Origin of the sequence: Fictibacillus sp. BK138, from assembly GCF_004216955.1 — a bacterium.
Taxonomy (GTDB): Bacteria; Bacillota; Bacilli; order Bacillales; family Fictibacillaceae; genus Fictibacillus.
The window spans coordinates 39,438-55,689 of sequence record NZ_SGXL01000002.1 but is presented as its reverse complement, the minus strand read 5'-3'; the positions used below and the strand labels follow the sequence as shown (position 1 = coordinate 55,689).

The 16,252-nt window shown below is 40.7% G+C and carries 20 protein-coding genes; 14 read left to right on the top strand and 6 right to left on the bottom strand.

What is annotated here, in order from left to right:
- The first annotated feature begins 58 nt into the window (after positions 1-58).
- The 6 genes from EV282_RS17015 (at position 59) to EV282_RS16990 (ending at position 4,885) form a co-directional block, all read left to right on the top strand.
- On the top strand, positions 59-1,045 hold the full coding sequence (locus tag EV282_RS17015) for a branched-chain amino acid ABC transporter permease (protein ID WP_130297094.1): 987 nt from the start codon (positions 59-61) through the stop codon (positions 1,043-1,045).
- Between the two features lie 10 nt (positions 1,046-1,055).
- The gene (locus EV282_RS17010; protein ID WP_130297093.1) at positions 1,056-2,345 is read left to right on the top strand and encodes a branched-chain amino acid ABC transporter permease; all 1,290 of its coding nucleotides are present in this window, start codon (positions 1,056-1,058) and stop codon (positions 2,343-2,345) included.
- Between the two features lie 15 nt (positions 2,346-2,360).
- Positions 2,361-3,137 (top strand): ABC transporter ATP-binding protein, encoded by a 777-nt coding sequence (locus tag EV282_RS17005; protein ID WP_130297092.1) that lies wholly within the window; start codon positions 2,361-2,363, stop codon positions 3,135-3,137.
- An 11-nt stretch (positions 3,138-3,148) separates the two neighbouring features.
- On the top strand, positions 3,149-3,856 hold the full coding sequence (locus EV282_RS17000) for an ABC transporter ATP-binding protein (protein WP_130297091.1): 708 nt from the start codon (positions 3,149-3,151) through the stop codon (positions 3,854-3,856).
- A gap of 117 nt (positions 3,857-3,973) precedes the next feature.
- Positions 3,974-4,444 (top strand): low molecular weight protein-tyrosine-phosphatase, encoded by a 471-nt coding sequence (locus tag EV282_RS16995; protein ID WP_130297090.1) that lies wholly within the window; start codon positions 3,974-3,976, stop codon positions 4,442-4,444.
- Between the two features lie 15 nt (positions 4,445-4,459).
- A complete protein-coding gene (locus EV282_RS16990) occupies positions 4,460-4,885 on the top strand; it encodes a GNAT family N-acetyltransferase (RefSeq protein WP_130297089.1) in 426 nt (141 codons plus the stop codon).
- A 274-nt stretch (positions 4,886-5,159) separates the two neighbouring features.
- Here EV282_RS16990 and EV282_RS16985 read toward each other — a convergent pair whose 3' ends face one another.
- Together EV282_RS16985 and EV282_RS16980 are read right to left on the bottom strand one after the other, a co-directional pair.
- Entirely contained in the window at positions 5,160-5,339 is a 180-nt protein-coding gene (locus EV282_RS16985) for a small acid-soluble spore protein H (protein ID WP_130297088.1), read from the bottom strand.
- Between the two features lie 160 nt (positions 5,340-5,499).
- Positions 5,500-5,754 carry a GlsB/YeaQ/YmgE family stress response membrane protein gene (locus EV282_RS16980; protein ID WP_066286139.1) on the bottom strand — a complete coding sequence of 85 codons (255 nt, stop codon included), beginning with the start codon at positions 5,752-5,754 and terminating at the stop codon, positions 5,500-5,502.
- 158 nt (positions 5,755-5,912) lie between these two features.
- Between EV282_RS16980 and EV282_RS16975 the strand changes: the two genes are divergently transcribed.
- From EV282_RS16975 to EV282_RS16965, 3 genes are all read left to right on the top strand, one after another.
- Positions 5,913-6,785, top strand: a complete 873-nt coding sequence (locus EV282_RS16975) for a YihY/virulence factor BrkB family protein (RefSeq protein WP_130297087.1) — start codon at positions 5,913-5,915, stop codon at positions 6,783-6,785.
- A 271-nt stretch (positions 6,786-7,056) separates the two neighbouring features.
- The gene (locus tag EV282_RS16970) at positions 7,057-7,653 is read left to right on the top strand and encodes a DedA family protein (protein WP_130297086.1); all 597 of its coding nucleotides are present in this window, start codon (positions 7,057-7,059) and stop codon (positions 7,651-7,653) included.
- Between the two features lie 119 nt (positions 7,654-7,772).
- A complete protein-coding gene (locus tag EV282_RS16965) occupies positions 7,773-8,237 on the top strand; it encodes a VanZ family protein (RefSeq protein WP_130297085.1) in 465 nt (154 codons plus the stop codon).
- A gap of 21 nt (positions 8,238-8,258) precedes the next feature.
- Here the strand turns inward: EV282_RS16965 and EV282_RS16960 are convergent, their stop codons facing one another.
- Complete coding sequence (locus EV282_RS16960; protein ID WP_077365183.1) at positions 8,259-8,708, bottom strand: TlpA disulfide reductase family protein; 450 nt, start codon at positions 8,706-8,708, stop codon at positions 8,259-8,261.
- A gap of 126 nt (positions 8,709-8,834) precedes the next feature.
- On the bottom strand, positions 8,835-10,016 hold the full coding sequence (locus tag EV282_RS16955) for an MFS transporter (protein ID WP_242611938.1): 1,182 nt from the start codon (positions 10,014-10,016) through the stop codon (positions 8,835-8,837).
- A gap of 89 nt (positions 10,017-10,105) precedes the next feature.
- Here EV282_RS16955 and EV282_RS16950 point away from each other — a divergent pair, with 89 nt between their 5' ends.
- Together EV282_RS16950 and EV282_RS16945 are read left to right on the top strand one after the other, a co-directional pair.
- Positions 10,106-10,489: an OsmC family protein gene (locus EV282_RS16950; protein WP_130297083.1), complete on the top strand. Its 384-nt coding sequence runs from the start codon at positions 10,106-10,108 to the stop codon at positions 10,487-10,489.
- Between the two features lie 126 nt (positions 10,490-10,615).
- Positions 10,616-11,482, top strand: a complete 867-nt coding sequence (locus tag EV282_RS16945) for a YfkD famly protein (protein ID WP_226537147.1) — start codon at positions 10,616-10,618, stop codon at positions 11,480-11,482.
- A 44-nt stretch (positions 11,483-11,526) separates the two neighbouring features.
- Here EV282_RS16945 and EV282_RS16940 read toward each other — a convergent pair whose 3' ends face one another.
- Entirely contained in the window at positions 11,527-11,844 is a 318-nt protein-coding gene (locus EV282_RS16940) for a winged helix-turn-helix transcriptional regulator (RefSeq protein ID WP_077364763.1), read from the bottom strand.
- 102 nt (positions 11,845-11,946) lie between these two features.
- The gene (gene yfkAB, locus EV282_RS16935) at positions 11,947-13,065 is read right to left on the bottom strand and encodes a radical SAM/CxCxxxxC motif protein YfkAB (RefSeq protein WP_130297082.1); all 1,119 of its coding nucleotides are present in this window, start codon (positions 13,063-13,065) and stop codon (positions 11,947-11,949) included.
- Positions 13,066-13,219: 154 nt separating this feature from the next.
- Here yfkAB and EV282_RS16930 point away from each other — a divergent pair, with 154 nt between their 5' ends.
- The 3 genes from EV282_RS16930 to pdaA all read left to right on the top strand — a co-directional run bounded on the left by EV282_RS16930 (position 13,220) and on the right by pdaA (position 16,196).
- Positions 13,220-13,411 carry an SE1561 family protein gene (locus EV282_RS16930; protein ID WP_066286158.1) on the top strand — a complete coding sequence of 64 codons (192 nt, stop codon included), beginning with the start codon at positions 13,220-13,222 and terminating at the stop codon, positions 13,409-13,411.
- Between the two features lie 107 nt (positions 13,412-13,518).
- Complete coding sequence (locus EV282_RS16925; protein ID WP_130297081.1) at positions 13,519-15,066, top strand: fumarate hydratase; 1,548 nt, start codon at positions 13,519-13,521, stop codon at positions 15,064-15,066.
- A 317-nt stretch (positions 15,067-15,383) separates the two neighbouring features.
- Positions 15,384-16,196, top strand: coding sequence for a delta-lactam-biosynthetic de-N-acetylase (pdaA, locus tag EV282_RS16920; RefSeq protein ID WP_130297080.1), 813 nt, complete (start codon positions 15,384-15,386; stop codon positions 16,194-16,196).
- Positions 16,197-16,252 lie beyond the last annotated feature (56 nt).

The window sequence follows — 16,252 nt, the reverse complement described above, 5'->3', positions numbered from 1 at the left end:
GGCCATATCCCTCTTCTTTTTTACATAAACTCCCTAGTTGTGAAAGAGAGGAATATTTATGTTAGCTGAAATTTTACAAACGTTGCCTCAAGTTCTTGTTGACGGTTTAGCTCTTGGTGCAATTTATGCGGTTATCGCACTTGGATACACGATGGTCTATGGAATATTGGAGCTTATCAACTTTGCTCATGGTGAAATCTTTATGACTGGTGCTTTTATAGGTGTAGCGATGCTCATATTGATGACAGGGCTGGGCTGGCTGGCTGCTATGCCTGCTATTCTGGCTTTGATTCTCGTGTTGGTCGTTACTTCCATTCTTACCGGGTTTATGGGTGTAGGTATTGAACGGATGGCTTATAGGCCACTTCGGAACTCGCCTAAGCTTATCACGCTGATTTCTGCGATTGGTGTCTCGTTTTTGCTTCAAGATTTGGTTCGTTTTATAACGGAATACAAGAGAGGAAACTACATCTTAACTGGACCTTCCATGTTCAATGAGCAGTTTGCTATTAAATTTTCTAGTATTTCCTCTTCATTTAGTGATGCATTTTTTAAAACCTCTACGCTCATTCTTATCATTTCGGTTGTGATCATGATGGTGGGCTTGGATTTTTTCGTTAATAAAACGAAATGGGGAATGGCGATGAGAGCTGTTGCACAAGATCGTGAAACAGCATCACTCATGTCGATCAACGTGAACAAAGTCATCTCGCTAACTTTCTTTATCGGATCAGCTCTTGGAGGAGCAACGGGTGTACTTTTTGCTGTTCAATATGGAACGATTGATCCTTACATTGGTTTTATCCTTGGATTAAAGGCATTTACTGCTGCTGTCCTAGGGGGGATTGGAAATATCCGGGGAGCTATGGCAGGCGGTATTATGCTTGGACTTCTGGAGATGTTTGCTGCAGCAAACCTTCAGCTCTTAACAGGCGGTATTTTTGGAGCTGAATATAAAGATGTGTTTGCGTTTGCGATCTTAATCATAGTTTTGATTTTTAAACCAGAAGGACTGTTTGGAAAAGCAGTTACTGAGAAAGTGTAGGTGAAGGTGCATGCATAAGCTGACAAATAAACTAAAAGGCAACAAACTGGCTCAAATCATTCTGCTCGTGCTTTATGTGTTAGTCACTTCACTGAGCTTATACTTGGCTCAAGCATCTGTAACGGCATTTCTTCTTCTGTTATTTTCTTTGCTCCTCTTATACTACACGGAACTGCCTGACCGATTAAAATGGGTGATCGCAGGTGTGGTATTGATCGGAGTCATACCATTCGTTTCAAGTACAGGGCCAGGGTACCAGTCATATATGGAAGTGGCTACAGTTGTTGGGATCTATGTTGCGATGGCGCTCGGATTGAACATTGTAGTCGGCTTGGCCGGACTCTTGGACCTTGGATTCGTGGCGTTCTTCGCCATTGGCGCTTACACGTACGGAATCTTTGCTACAGGACAGGCAGCTAATTTTATGCCATTCGGTGACTTTCCGCTATCTGGGGAGAGCTTCTGGATCTTTATCTTGATCGGCTGTTTTGTAGCAGCACTATTCGGAGTGCTTCTAGGTATACCAGTGCTCCGTGTAAAAGGGGATTATCTCGCCATCGTAACACTAGGTTTTGGGGAGATCATCAGGATTGTTTTCAACAACCTTGATAAGCCTGTTAATATCACGAACGGTGCGATGGGGCTTGCATCGGTAAAGCCGCCTGAAATTTTCGGCTATCAATTCGTTTATCCGAATCAGTTCTATTTTATCGTTCTCGCAATCTTGCTGTTTGTTATTCTGGCTGTAAGAAGATTCGAATATTCAAAGATTGGCCGTTCATGGAAAGCAGTTAGAGAAAATGAGATTGCTGCACAATCAATGGGAATCCACCTCGTAAGGACAAAACTATTGGCATTCGCGATCGGAGCATCTTTCTCTGGAATGATGGGAGTCGTCTTTGCTGCTAAGCAGACGTTCGTTGATCCTACCAGTTTTACATTGCTGGAATCGATTACGATTCTTGTAATGGTTATCTTAGGCGGGATGGGAAGTGTTCCTGGCGTTATTTTAGGGGCTGCGGTAATCACGATTTTAAACCTGCAGGTTCTCACGGAAGTAACGAATTACTTGAACCAGCTAAGCCTGAACGGAGTGATCAGTTTTCCAGAGGCACTGGCGCCAGCTAAAATGCAGCGATTTATTTTTGGAGCTATCTTAATCGTATTTGCAATCTATCGCCCTCAAGGATTAATTCCTGCGAAAAATCCTGTGTTCGATGAGGAATCTTTAAAAGAGGGTTCCAAAAAGCACAGAAAAGATCAGATTACGGTTGAACCAGATAAAGGATTTCAAGCTTAAGGGGGCGGGATTAAAATGTCGATATTAACAGTGAGCAATTTAACAAAACAATTTGGTGGTCTCGTTGCTGTTAATTCAGTTGATATAACCGTTGAAAAAGGATCGATCACAGCCGTTATAGGTCCGAACGGAGCGGGGAAAACGACTTTTTTCAATCTGATTACAGGTGTTTATCAGCCTGATAAAGGGAATGTGCAGCTTGGATCAACTTCCTTAATCGGAAAGAAACCGCATGATATTGCAAGGCAAGGTATTGCCCGAACGTTTCAGAATATCCGATTGTTCTCAAACATTACGGTTCTGGAAAATGTGATGGTTGGTTTGCACAAGCAATTGAGAGCAGGTCTAGTCGGAACACTTTTTCAAACAAAAACAGTGCGTGAGGAAGAAAAGCGTGCGCAGGAAGAAGCGTATCATTGGCTTGAATATGTCGGGCTGGCGAAACATTTGAATGAGGATGCTCAAAATCTTTCATATGGCGCACAGCGAAGGCTGGAGATCGCCCGTGCACTGGCGACAAAACCGAAACTCCTTCTGCTCGATGAACCCGCAGCCGGGATGAACCCAAGAGAAACCCGGGAGTTAACAGAATTCATCCACCGTATGAGAGAGGATCTTGATGTTACGATCATATTGATCGAACATGATATGAAACTCGTAATGGAAATTTCGGAACAAATTTTTGTATTGGATCATGGTGAAAAGATTGCTGAAGGAAAACCTGCGGAAATCCGTAATAATGTAAAAGTGATTGAAGCCTATCTTGGAAAAAGTGCCGTAACGCCAGCGTAAGGGGGAGAACGATGAGTATTTTACAGTTGAAAGATGTAAACACATTTTACGGTGGTATTCATGCGCTTAAGGGGATCAGCATCTCTGTTGAAAAAGGGGAGATCGTTACATTAATCGGTTCGAACGGCGCAGGAAAATCGACAACGCTGAAAACGATCAGCGGCCAGGTAATGCCAAAAACAGGCTCCGTTATTTATGAAGGAAAAGATATCTCAAAACAACCCGCTCACTTAACCGCACAGACCGGGATAGCCCACGTACCTGAAGGAAGAAGGATTTTCCCAAGACTTACTGTGAAAGAAAATCTGGAGATGGGGGCTTTTATTGTAAAAGATAAAAGAATAGTAAAAGAACGAATGGAAAAAGTATTTCAATATTTTCCGCGTCTTCAGGAACGTTTGAGTCAAAAGGGAGGAACGATGAGTGGCGGTGAGCAGCAGATGCTTGCGATAGGACGTGCTTTAATGTCAAAGCCGCGTCTATTGCTGCTGGATGAGCCATCCATGGGATTAGCGCCTGTAATTGTTGAACAGATCTTTGACATAATCAGTGACTTAAACAAAGAAGGGATGACTATTCTTTTGGTCGAACAAAATGCTTATCAGGCTCTGCAGGTTGCGCATAGAGGGTATGTGATCCAAACGGGAGAGATCGTGATGGCAGGGCAGGGACAGGAATTGATAACAAATGAACAAGTCCGTGAAGCATATCTAGCTTAAATGTCGCAAAAGAAAACCAGGCTGAAGAAAAGCCCGGTTTTCTTTTTGCTTTAGAATTCCTTTTGAAAGGGGTTAGAAATGTTATAATTTAAAAGGAAGAAGAAAGGGGTATGAATCATGATTAAAGTACTCTTTGTTTGTTTAGGGAATATATGCCGTTCACCAATGGCTGAGGCTATTTTTAGGGATCTCGTTAGAAAAGAAGGTCTAGAGGGGAGAATCTCTGTGGACTCCGCAGGAACTGGCAATTGGCATGTAGGAGAACCGCCGCATGAAGGCACAAGAAATATTTTAACAAAGAATCAAATATCATTTGAAGGTCAAAAGGCGCGTCAGATTAAAACGAACGACCTGGCACTATATGATTATATAATTGGAATGGATGCTGAGAACATAGGAAACATGCACAAGATGGCAGGGCAATCAGAGACAGGCATGATTGCAAGACTTCTGGATTTTGTGCCGGAGAACGAGTTTGAAGATGTACCAGATCCGTATTTCACCGGTAACTTTCAAGAAGTATATGACCTTGTAACTGCAGGGTGTGAAAGACTGCTTATCGAAATAAAAAATAGAGAATCGCTTTAATCAGGAGGAGTAACAATGGGTGAGATTCGGCAATTGTCGTTAGAGCACGAAGTACGCGAAGCATTTCCTGTGATGAACCAGCTGCGGACGCATCTTTCAGAGGACTTGTTCTATGAATTATTTCTTCAAATGCAAAATGAAGGCTATACGCTGTTTGCCAATTATCATAACGAAAAGATTGTCGCACTTGCAGGTTTCGCCATACTAACGAACTTTTATGATGGAAAACATATATATCTATATGATCTGATCACGGATTCAGAGGAGCGGTCAAAAGGTTATGGGGAAGAACTGCTAGCCTTTTTGGAGTCGTTTGCAGTACAGAACAATTGCAACTGTGTAGCGTTGAGTTCGAATGTGAATCGATTAGATGCTCACCGTTTTTATGAAGAAAAGATGCATTATGAAAAGCCGAGTTATGTATTTAAGAAACGGTTTTAATAAGATTGTTTTCGTAGGCTTTGTTGCTTTTGTAAGGGGTTAATTTCCGCTACAGAACTCGCTTTCCGCAGGGTGTGCGGTGAGCCCCCTCGTCGCTTCGCGACATTGAGTGGTCTCACCTGTCCCACTCATCCTGCAGGAGTCTCGTCCTTCCGCTCCAATTAACTGTTCAAAGAAGTGCTCTTCAAAATCGTTTAGGAGCAACAATCTTTTGGATAATAGCTTCAAATAGAGAAAATATATAACCCACCACACGGGATGTGGTGGGTTGTTTTTATTGTTCTTCCAGACTGGAAACCGAAACGCTTTGTTTGTTGTTTGGTTCATCGAGTGGATGGATTGTAGCAGTTCCGTTCTCCTGATCGACATGCTCAATATAAATGCTTTGTCCGTTATATGTGACGTTAGCCATTGCAGTTGAAGCAGAGATTTCTTGTGCGCGTTGTGCGTCCATTTTCATTTCCTCCTTAATCATTTTAACAAATATAATGTGTGTTGATATTTCCTTAAATATCCCTAGATAATGAAAAAAGCTGACTCTAGAAGATCCATTTCAGATCTTTTGAGCCAGCTTTCATTTTTATTTCTGATTATGTTCTTTTGGTGTTTCTTAATTAAGCACGGCTACGCATGCTGCGCATAATCCAGCTTACAATAAGTACGACTACGATAGCACCGATGATAGCTGGAATAATTGCGAAACCAGCAACAGTTGGACCCCAGTCACCTAATAATAAGCCACCTAACCAAGCACCAACGAAACCAGCGATGATGTTACCGATGATTCCACCTGGTACGTCACGCCCTGTTAATAGTCCTGCTAACCAACCGATGATTCCTCCAATTATAAGTGCCCATAATAAACTCATTTAAAATTCCTCCTTTTTTTTGTGTGGTTGTAATATGGAATTATTCTTAAGTTACCCATTATAAAAAAATATAAACTTCTGTCGAAAAAAGTTTTTATCACCATTAGGAAAGGGAATGATAAAGGAACTATACAAATAAGTTAGGGGTGAGAGAACCATTGACTTTATGGCATATTCTTAAAAACATGAAAGCAAAATCTTTCGGAATTGAATTTATGCACGGCTTTAAAAGGGGAGACGTAACAGGGCTTGCAGCACAGCTTGCTTACTATTTTCTTTTATCATTGTTTCCTTTTTTAATCTTCTTATTAACTCTGGGTGCTTTCTTTATAGAACCTGCTGAGGCACTGAACCTCCTGGAACATTTCGTACCTGCTGAGGCGATGGATTCTGTGAGAGAAAATTTGTTGGCAGTGCTTGAAGGAAGAAGTGGAGGATTGCTATCTATCGGGATTTTAGCAACCATCTGGTCAGCATCAAACGCCATCAATGCTGTTATTAAAACATTGAACGAAGCATATGGAGTTGAAGAATGCAGAGGCTTTGTCAAAACAAGAATCTTATCGATCTTTTTAACTTTTGGTGTAGTTTTTGCATTTATTGTCGCTTTGGTTTTCCCGGTGTTCGGCAAGATGTTGGGCAATGCAGCATTTTCCTATTTAGGTTTAAGTGATGAATTTCTAACAATATGGTCTGTACTTCGCTGGCTGATCAGTTTCTTTCTGATCGCAACAGTTGTTTCAATTCTTTACTATATGGCCCCATGTAAAAAGCTAAAATACAGTGAAATCTGGTATGGTTCTCTCGTTGCTACATTCTTATGGCAGATCGTTTCATTAGGATTTGCTTTTTATGTAGATCACTTCGGAAATTACTCGCAAACGTACGGAAGTATTGGAGCTATTATTGTACTCATGCTTTGGTTTTATCTAACAGGAATCGTTCTGCTTTCTGGCGGTGTGCTTAATGCTACGTTCCATAAATATAAGATCGACTTTGCCAAGAAAAGGGGCTTGTTAAAGGCTGAATGATAGGAAAAACTAGTAGTACCTTGAAATAAGGAGGTATTGCTAAATGGGAAAAAGCAACAAACAAAACACTAACCATAGCAAGAACAACAAAAATGAAAGTAAACACAAGACAAGCAGCAGTGCTAACAAAAAGAACAACTTTCATTAATAAGTAAAAGCTGTCCGGTTACGGGCGGCTTTTTTTGCTTTATTGCGAAGACTTTAAGGCATTTTTATGATTGTGTTATAATGTTTTTCGTTGTGCTTCTGGACAGAAAGGGAGGGAGATAAGGTGGAAGAACTTATACTCTCATTTATTGAGTTTTTAAAGCAGTTTTCTTATCTTGGACTAATTATTGCACTCACTTTTGAATTTGTTCCCGCTGAGCTGGTTCTACCGCTCGTAGGATTTTGGGTATATGAAGGTGATATGAATTATTGGCTTGCGGTTGTTGCCGGAACTTTAGGAGGTACGCTCGGACCGCTGACGCTTTATGCTCTCGGCAGATATGGCGGAAGACCTTTTCTGATCAAGTATGGCAAGTATGTTTTTATCAAAGAAAAAGAAATTGATGCCGCAGATCGCTTTTTTGAAAAATACGGTGCAGGAGTCGCTTTTTTCGGACGATTTCTTCCTGGTGTAAGAACTACTATATCTGTTCCGTGCGGCATGGCAAAAATGAATGTTTGGGTATTTTCGGTCTACACATTCATCGCGATGTTTCCGATTACCGCATTTTATATTTATCTTGGGAAGCAATTTGGACCGCAGTGGAAAGATGTCGGCGCAAAGGCAGAAGAATATATGCTCCCCGTAGCTGCGATTATCGTGACTGCGATTCTGTTATTTATTGTTGTAAAAAGAGCCAAAAAGAAAATTACCGCATAATAGAAGGACTATGTTGGAGAGATTTTGTGTCTTTTACCTGTATCTCCTTAAGACCTTTGCGTGTTAAACTTAAAAGGCACTTATGGGAATTTTTGAAATAAAGGCAGGAGAAAGGCGTTATGAAAAAAGTTAGAGTTTTTTTTAGTGTGATAGGTGCACTTTTCTTTATTGTGTACATGGCTGTTCTTATAAAAGCCACGCTTTTCTCATTTAATGAGTACGTATATGGAAAATCAGCAAATCTTGTTTTGTTCGATAGTATACGCCTCATGTGGAGAAGCGGAGATTACTACTTGATTTTTAAAAACATCATAGGCAATATTATCTTATTTTTACCGCTTGGTCTTTTGCTGCCTTTAATATTCCGTGTATTTAATTCATGGCGGCTTATGTTTGTTATTGGATTTGGTACAAGCTTTGTTATTGAAGTGCTGCAATACGAATATGCAAAAAGAATTTTCGATATCGATGACATACTTCTTAACGGATTAGGCGCAATGACGGGCTTATTTATCTACAAGTTCTTTGCCCTGCTATTTAGGCTTATGGAAAGGCCGTTTACAGGAAAAAAGAAAAAAAAATAAAACCGGGCTGAGCCCGGTTTTTTATTTTGTTTCTTTTCCTAGTACACGGTTAACACGTTTTGTCAGCATTTTCATTCCGTCTCCGCCCGCTTGGTAATGACGAAGTTTTCCTTCTGCATCGAATACATAGTAAGCAGGAACATACTCATTTTCAAATGCATCCGTTAATGCATGATCATTGTCTACAAAGATGGGCTGTGTAATATCATGTTCTGCAGCAACTTCTTTAATCTGTGCAAGATCAAGATCCTTCTCGGAACGAGGCATATGAACGGCAATAACGTTCAGTTCATCTTTGTAATCATCCCGAAACTGGTTGATGCTAGGCATGGCTTCTTTACATAGACCACAGCTGACTGACCAGAAGTGAATAAGGGTCGGCTTGTCGCCAACAAGATCGCTCTTAGAGACCTCTCCATTGATCCACTCTGTTGCACCGCTAAGTTCAGGCATATCCGAACGTAATCTCATCATACAAATCTACTCCTTATTATTCAAAATTGTGAAAGTATCATTAATTCTAGTTTAAAGATTGCGCATTCAATGTCAAAATTCCTGCTTTTCATAATATGGGTAAAGTACAAAAAAATATTTAACCTAAGCCGTTTTTGTCTGTGCAGCTTCATCAGAAGTGCGTTTTTTTGTAAATACAATCGGCAGGCAAAGAATAAATAACATACCGCAGATCGCGAAAACAAAAGCACCGCCTTTAAACCAACTGATAAAACTTCCCCCGATTAATGGACCTGTCATACTTCCGATGCTAAAGCTGATTCCTGCTAAAATGTTGCCGGCAGGAAGATGGTATTTTGGAAGCAGGTCACTCATATAGGCAATTCCAAGAGAAAACATCGATCCAACAAACATACCTGAGAAAAAGAACAGAGCAAGAAGGACCCAGAAGGAATGCAATGTCCAATAGGTTGCTAAAAACGAGAAAAATCCTGAAACGAAAGAAAAGATTAAAATGGGCTTTCGTCCAAATTTATCACTTAAAACACCTAGCGGAAGCTGAAAAACCAAGCTCCCTAATACAAATGCAGGCAATAAGACCGCTACCCAATCCAGACTTATACCGTTTCGAAGGGCGAAAACAGGAAAAGATCCATGGAGTGTTGCTTCAAGAAACCCGTATGCAAATGGGGGTAGCAATGAAACCCAGGCGATCTTAAGTACCTCTTTATAGCGTGAAAATGCAGTGACACCAGCCATTCGTGCTGATTCCGTCTCAGGCTTTTCATTGCGTATACTTGTCATTAATATAAATGAAATTAAGCAAAGAACTGCTGCGAACCAAAACGGAAGGTTTTCATTTACCTCTAGCATTTTCGTCATGAGAGGTCCGATTCCGAAACCAGCACCGAATGCTATACCGTAAAGGGAGATATTCCGTCCCCGCTTATTTTCTGGACTATTCGAAGTGATCCATGTTTGAGTAGAAAAATGAAGCATATGATCACCGATTCCGATAAGCAGCCGCAGCACGAACCAAAACCAAAAGACTTTCCAGATCGGAAACAAAGCAAAGCATAATATCACTGCTAAAAGACCTGACATAATAAGCGGTTTATAGCCGAACTTACGAAGGGGCTTCTCTATGAAAGGAGAAGCGATCAGAATCCCAATATACAGCGCAGTTGCGTGGAAACCGTTTAACGATGCAGAGGTTCCGTTCTGCTCAAAAATAACCGCGATCAGCGGCAATAACATTCCTTGTGCAAAACCAGAAATAAAAACAATGCTGACTAAAACAGAGAATCTATATGTTGAAAGCTGCATGAGCATCTCCTTTTCAAAACAAACTAAAACCATTGTACAATGGATGCAGTTAAAAGTTGAATAAAAACTTTACCAGAGGTGTGTTGACAATGGATTTTAAAATGAATGAAAAAGGATTTGAAACGACCGTTGAATATGGAACACTAAAAATCAGCGGAGATGCCGAATATGGGTTCAGGCCATTTCAGCTCCTCGTATCTTCTGTAGCGGTTTGCAGCGGCGGCGTTTTAAGAAAAGTATTAGAACGTATGAGGCTGCCATATGAAAACATTGAGGTTACAGCAAAAGTGACACGTGATGAAAACGAGGCAAACAGAGTATCAGACATTCATCTGCATTTTGTCATAAAGGGAAATGAACTTCCACATGAGAAAGTTGAAAAAGCTTTAGTAGTTACCCGGAAAAATTGTTCGATGGTACAGTCTGTTAAGGACAGCATCAATATCACCGAAAGCTTTGAAATACAAGCATAGTAAGAAATCCTGATTCTAACTCATGAATCGGGATTTTTTTATTTCCAACAATACCCCAGTGAAAGAGACCCGTGCACGCGGATAAATTTCATGAGATAGAAAAAAATAGGGGTAAAGGAGGAAATCATGAGAAAAAGAATTCTTATCTTCATATTTGTTATGCTTTTTGCTTTTACAAACCAGGCGTTAGCAAAGGAAAAAACCACTGAGAAGCCTGCGGAAAAACCGGCAGAAAAAACATCTGAGAAATCGGAACAAAAAGTGGAACAAAAAGCGGAACAAAAAGCTGACATAAAAGTTCCGGGTTCGGTGCTGAGCATCTCGAAAGAAAATACGTATCCTAACTCAGCGCAAGATCTTCCATATCTTGAACCGAGCAAATTGGCTAAGGCAATGCTAAAAACATCTGATGTTCCGATCACGAACCCTGATCTGATCAGACTTTTAAATGAATCAAGCATAAACGCTTCAAAAGTTGCATTCTGGTATCGTGCTAAAATTTACTTAGGTCAATGGCCGCTTTCTTATCAATCGACTGAGACTACAGTAAACTGGGAGCATCAGCAGATCAATACAAACCGCTTAGATAACAGAGGGGCACAGTCAATAGCTAAATTATATTACAACCAGACAGCTCATAAAAAAGTAAGCGGAGGACTGACGGCTTCCATTCCAAACAGCGAAGCGGTTCAAAAGATGATGCTCATTGCAGCAGCGGAAAAATCGAAGCTGCCTCTTGCATTCCAGACAGCAGTAGGTGCAGGAACAAAAAAACCAAATGTATATCATGTTTCTCCTAAGCAAGTCGGTTACTTACACAGTTATGTTCCGGCAGTTAACGAAAGAGGAAGAGTTACTTACGGAGAAGTGTACATTGTATTAAAAGGCGGAAAAAGAGAAATCGTCATTCAAAACGTTACACAGCAGGGAATCGGTGCTTGGATTCCAATTCAAGACCACGTATCATTCCGTTTTCATACGAGTAATATGTAAAAAAGGACAGCGTCTAGACGGCTGTCCTTTTTCTTATAAGAAGCCTAACAATGATCGACCCACTGTTCGCTCCAATCTTGTATAGCATTAATAATTGACTTCAAGGAATTTCCTTTATCCGTTAGTGAATATTCGATTCTTACAGGAGTCTCCGGATAAACGTTGCGCTTGACAATTCCAACTGATTCTAATTCCTTCATTCGTTCCGTAAGCATACGGTCACTCATCTCGGGAATTTGAGATTTAATATCTTTAAAACGTTTAGGACCGTCCATCAACACTCGAATGATGAGTCCTGTCCATTTTTTACCGATTATATCCATGGCAACTTCATATTTCGGACACATAGTGCTGTAATCCATATCATTCACCTCTATACGACAAAGCTTAAGCTACAGTTTAATATTTGCCTTTTATTATACGTTTTAAACTTACTTTTGTAAAGTTTATAACTTTTTACCGCTTTAAAGCTTTGCTGTCCTATCGGAAAAGTGAATATCTTGATAATAAGAATGCTTAACAAGAACATTCGGCCCAAGGCATTTTACAGCAGGGCAGTGGCATCCAAGTTCTTTTGCGAGCTTTGAATCGTTCCACATTTGATAGGCTTCAAGCAGGCTCGTATCTTTAATATTCCCAAGCGGAGGAGCGTCACCGAAATCAGTCACGATAATATTGCCGTCAAAAAGATTGATATTCAGACGGGATCTTCCATCAGGATCGTTTCTAACCGTTACATTTTTCTCGTTCTGAAGTCTTCTCAGCAATTTAAGGTCTTCTTCGTTGTCGGAGCACGCATAAAAAGGCAAGGTTCCAAACAGCATCCATGTCTTTTTATCTCGTATGTCCAGGAGTCTATGGATGCTTTTGCGCATTTCGTCCAGACTTATGGTTTCCAAAGTGCTTGCAAAGTCACTCGGGTACATCGGATGTATTTCGTGTCGCTGACAGCCCATCTCAAGTATATGTTTATGTATGTCTTCCAAGTAAGGAACTGTCTTCTTATTAAGCATCGTTTCAGCAGATACCATAACACCTGCTTGTGTAAGAGCTCGTGCGTTTTCGATAAGCCGTGAGAAATATGCTTCTCTTTGAGCTAGTGAAGGCTTCTTTTCCATCATGGCAAAACCAGTCTCAGAAAACTCCTCCAGTGTACCCCAGTTATGGGAGATATGGAGAACATCTAAATATGGAATAATTTTTTCGTAGCGCGCTAAATCTAACGTTAAATTTGAGTTGATCTGTGTACGGGCACCACGTTCTCTGGCGTACTTTAAAAGAGGGACCACATAGCTGTTTACAGATTTCAACGAAAGCATAGGCTCACCGCCGGTAATACTGAAGGCTCTTAAATGAGGAATCTCATCAAGTCGTTTTATGACTAAATCCAGCGGAAGTGGTTCAGGGTCTTTTGTTTGCAGTGTATAACCGACAGCACAGTGCGCACACCTCATGTTGCAGAGTGTAGTAGTCGTAATTTCAATATTGGAGAGCTGCAGTTTTTGATGATCGTGTATATCTAAATAAGCTTCCCATGGATCATAATCCGGGGTTATCGCTTTTAAAGCTGTTTTTGTAACCATTATAAAATCTCCTTCATGCCAAAATGGACAATACTTATCTTAACTGAACAATTGATAAAGAAAAAGGGTAAACTTAAGTGTGAAAAGCCTAATCTAATATTGGCAAAAGCGTCTGGCCTTGTTAAAGTAGAATGGATGGAAAGGAGAGATCAACATGGGTAACTCTATTCAGGATAAATCCTCTCAAAAAGAATATATTAAAAATCGTATTGATTTATTAGTTGATGTTTTAGATTCTATAGATGCTGAAACAGCCGGGATTGATGAGATCGATAAGATCATCTCAATGCTCGACGATCTTGAAGAGAAGTGTAAGCAATTTCGTTACGATTGGGAAGAAAAATAAGTTTGGAATCCGTTTCTTTATTAAAGGAACGGATTTTTTTGTTATAATAGAAGCATTAATAGTGATTACGCTTACAAAAAGCCAAGTCATAAAGGGGTAGTGGAGAGATGGAAAAATTTCAGGAAAGTATGTATAAACTGATTGTAGAAACATCAACCAAATTGCCAAAAGACGTTCGCCGTGCCATTCTTGCAGCCAAACTTAAAGAGAATGCAGGAACTCGGGCAGCTATGTCTTTAGATACGATTACAGATAATATTTTAAAAGCAGACGAGAATGTATCACCGATCTGCCAGGATACAGGGTTGCCTACGTTTAAAATTAAAGTCCCTGTAGGCGCGAACCAGATTAAGATGAAAAAAGCCATCCGTCAAGCTATTGCTGATGCCACAAAGGACACGAAGCTTCGCCCGAACTCTGTTGATTCCATCACTGGAGATAACAGCGGTGACAACCTTGGTGACGGAACTCCTGTTATCAAGTTTGAACAATGGGAAGAAGATTATATCGATGCTCGCCTTATCCTAAAAGGCGGAGGCTGTGAAAATAAAAATATCCAGTACAGCCTGCCTGCTGAATTAGAAGGATTAGGACGTGCAGGACGTGACTTGGATGGCATCCGCAAATGCATCATGCACTCTGTATATCAAGCACAAGGACAAGGGTGCAGTGCTGGTTTTATTGGTGTTGGAATCGGAGGAGACCGTACTTCTGGATATGAACTGGCAAAGGAAATGCTGTTCCGTTCAGTTGACGATGTTAACCCGAATGAAAACCTTCGCAAGCTTGAAGAGTATGTGATGGACAACGCAAACAAGCTCGGAATCGGAACGATGGGATTTGGCGGAGAAACGACGCTGTTAGGCTGTAAAATCGGCGTTATTAACCGTATCCCGGCTAGCTTTTTCGTATCTGTTGCTTACAACTGCTGGGCCTATCGCCGTTTAGGGGTAAAGCTGAACGCTGATACAGGAGAAATCCAAGAATGGCTGTATCAAGAAGGCGAAGAGATCGATTTTGCAAAAGCAGATGAGGAAGCAGCTGCAGCTCTAGAGCATCAAGAAGAGAAAACAAGAAGCATTACGTTAGAAGCTCCCATTACAGAAGAGCAGATCCGTGAGTTGAAGGTCGGAGATGTTGTTACGATCAACGGCATGATGCATACCGGACGCGATGCAATTCATAAGCATCTTATGGATAACCCTGCTCCGATCGACTTAAATGGTCAGATCATCTATCACTGCGGACCTGTTATGGCAAAGGATGCTGATGGGAACTGGGTAGTAAAAGCTGCAGGACCAACGACGAGTATTCGTGAGGAGCCTTATCAAGGCGACATCATGAAGAAATTTGGCATCCGTGCAGTCATCGGTAAAGGCGGCATGGGGCCAAAAACACTAGCTGCTCTTAAAGAGCATGGCGGTGTTTACTTGAACGCGATCGGCGGTGCCGCACAGTATTATGCGGAATGTATGGAAAAGGTTGAAGGTGTTGATCTGATGGAATTCGGTATTCCTGAAGCGATGTGGCATATCCGTGTTAATGGCTTTACAGCTGTCGTAACAATGGATTCCCACGGAAACAGCCTGCATGAGCATGTTGAGAAATCATCCTTACAAAAGCTGGAGCAGTTTAAAGATCCGGTTTTTAAATAAATATTGTAATTAAAGCCGCAGTTCAGTGAATGAACTGTGGTTTTTTGTTTGTAAAGGGCTGTGGTGTAGAGGGTAGAAGGTCAATATATTTCCGGGATTGTCGACTCGTGGATAAATGCCCAAAACTTCTGGATTGGAAGGTGGAATTTTTGGATTGAAGCTCAAAACTTTTGGATTGAGCACCAAAATTTTTAGATTCGCCGCTAAACCATTTGGATTTTAGAGAATCATCGGGGTTTCCTTAATATCCCTAGCATGGTTTCTGCTAATCAAAACACAATAAAGGTATAGGTTGTCGTTTGAAGGAGGAAGTTCTTATGAAAATCAACCGGCTCCTGTGCCTGATTTTGGTTTCCATTTTATTTTTCACCCAATCACATGTAATTTATGCCGAACGAGGTGTATCGAATCAAAGGCTGGAGTGGTTTTTTGAAAAAAAGGGGAAAGAAACTCCACCTACTACTGATTCGAGATATCTTGAACTCATTAAAAGATACGACAGTCTTTTTTTAGGAAATCCAACCAAAAAAGACATCTATTTAACGTTTGATAATGGGTATGAAAACGGATATACAGATAATGTGCTGGATGTATTGAAACGAAAAAAAGTACCTGCTGCCTTTTTTGTAACCGGACAATTTATGAAAACTCACCCTCACCTAATAAAAAGAATGGCTGAAGAAGGGCATATAGTAGGTAATCATTCCTATCATCATCCAGATTTAACACAGGTTTCTGATTCGCGATTAAAAAATGAATTAGAAAAAGTGAAGCTGAGATATACAGAACTCACCGGTAGAACAGATATGCACTATCTGCGTCCGCCAAGAGGTGTTTTTAGCGAAAGAACGATTATGCTTGCAAAAAAAGAAGGCTACACACATGTGTTTTGGTCACTTGCATTTCTCGATTGGGAAACCAACAAACAGCGTGGTTGGGAGTATTCCTACAACCAGATCATGAAACAGATCCATCCAGGCAGCATTCTTCTATTGCATACCGTTTCAAAAGACAACGCGGATGCATTGGAGAAAACGATAGAAGCTCTTCAAAAGAGAGGATATACTTTCAAAAGCCTTGATGACTTACAACTGAAAAAGTCTGCACCTCCCTTATTATTTAATCCTTAAACAGTGCCTTTGTATGATACAAGGGCGCTTTTTTTATGAAAAAAGACACTTAAAAG

Bases quoted from the DNA above. Each gene is read 5' to 3' on its own strand.
- EV282_RS16995 (WP_130297090.1), top strand. From the start codon at position 3,974: ATGATTAAAGTACTCTTTGTTTGTTTAGGGAATATATGCCGTTCACCA.
- EV282_RS16980 (WP_066286139.1), bottom strand. From the start codon at position 5,754: ATGAGTTTATTATGGGCACTTATAATTGGAGGAATCATCGGTTGGTTA.
- EV282_RS16955 (WP_242611938.1), bottom strand. From the start codon at position 10,016: ATGCAGCTTTCAACATATAGATTCTCTGTTTTAGTCAGCATTGTTTTT.
- EV282_RS16940 (WP_077364763.1), bottom strand. From the start codon at position 11,844: ATGGATTACAGCACTATGTGTCCGAAATATGAAGTTGCCATGGATATA.
- EV282_RS16930 (WP_066286158.1), top strand. From the start codon at position 13,220: ATGGGTAACTCTATTCAGGATAAATCCTCTCAAAAAGAATATATTAAA.
- EV282_RS16945 (WP_226537147.1), top strand. From the start codon at position 10,616: ATGAGAAAAAGAATTCTTATCTTCATATTTGTTATGCTTTTTGCTTTT.
- EV282_RS16950 (WP_130297083.1), top strand. From the start codon at position 10,106: ATGGATTTTAAAATGAATGAAAAAGGATTTGAAACGACCGTTGAATAT.
- EV282_RS17005 (WP_130297092.1), top strand. From the start codon at position 2,361: ATGTCGATATTAACAGTGAGCAATTTAACAAAACAATTTGGTGGTCTC.
- EV282_RS17015 (WP_130297094.1), top strand. From the start codon at position 59: ATGTTAGCTGAAATTTTACAAACGTTGCCTCAAGTTCTTGTTGACGGT.
- EV282_RS17000 (WP_130297091.1), top strand. From the start codon at position 3,149: ATGAGTATTTTACAGTTGAAAGATGTAAACACATTTTACGGTGGTATT.
- pdaA (WP_130297080.1), top strand. From the start codon at position 15,384: ATGAAAATCAACCGGCTCCTGTGCCTGATTTTGGTTTCCATTTTATTT.
- EV282_RS16925 (WP_130297081.1), top strand. From the start codon at position 13,519: ATGGAAAAATTTCAGGAAAGTATGTATAAACTGATTGTAGAAACATCA.
- EV282_RS16965 (WP_130297085.1), top strand. From the start codon at position 7,773: ATGAAAAAAGTTAGAGTTTTTTTTAGTGTGATAGGTGCACTTTTCTTT.
- yfkAB (WP_130297082.1), bottom strand. From the start codon at position 13,065: ATGGTTACAAAAACAGCTTTAAAAGCGATAACCCCGGATTATGATCCA.
- EV282_RS17010 (WP_130297093.1), top strand. From the start codon at position 1,056: ATGCATAAGCTGACAAATAAACTAAAAGGCAACAAACTGGCTCAAATC.
- EV282_RS16960 (WP_077365183.1), bottom strand. From the start codon at position 8,708: ATGAGATTACGTTCGGATATGCCTGAACTTAGCGGTGCAACAGAGTGG.
- EV282_RS16990 (WP_130297089.1), top strand. From the start codon at position 4,460: ATGGGTGAGATTCGGCAATTGTCGTTAGAGCACGAAGTACGCGAAGCA.
- EV282_RS16985 (WP_130297088.1), bottom strand. From the start codon at position 5,339: ATGGACGCACAACGCGCACAAGAAATCTCTGCTTCAACTGCAATGGCT.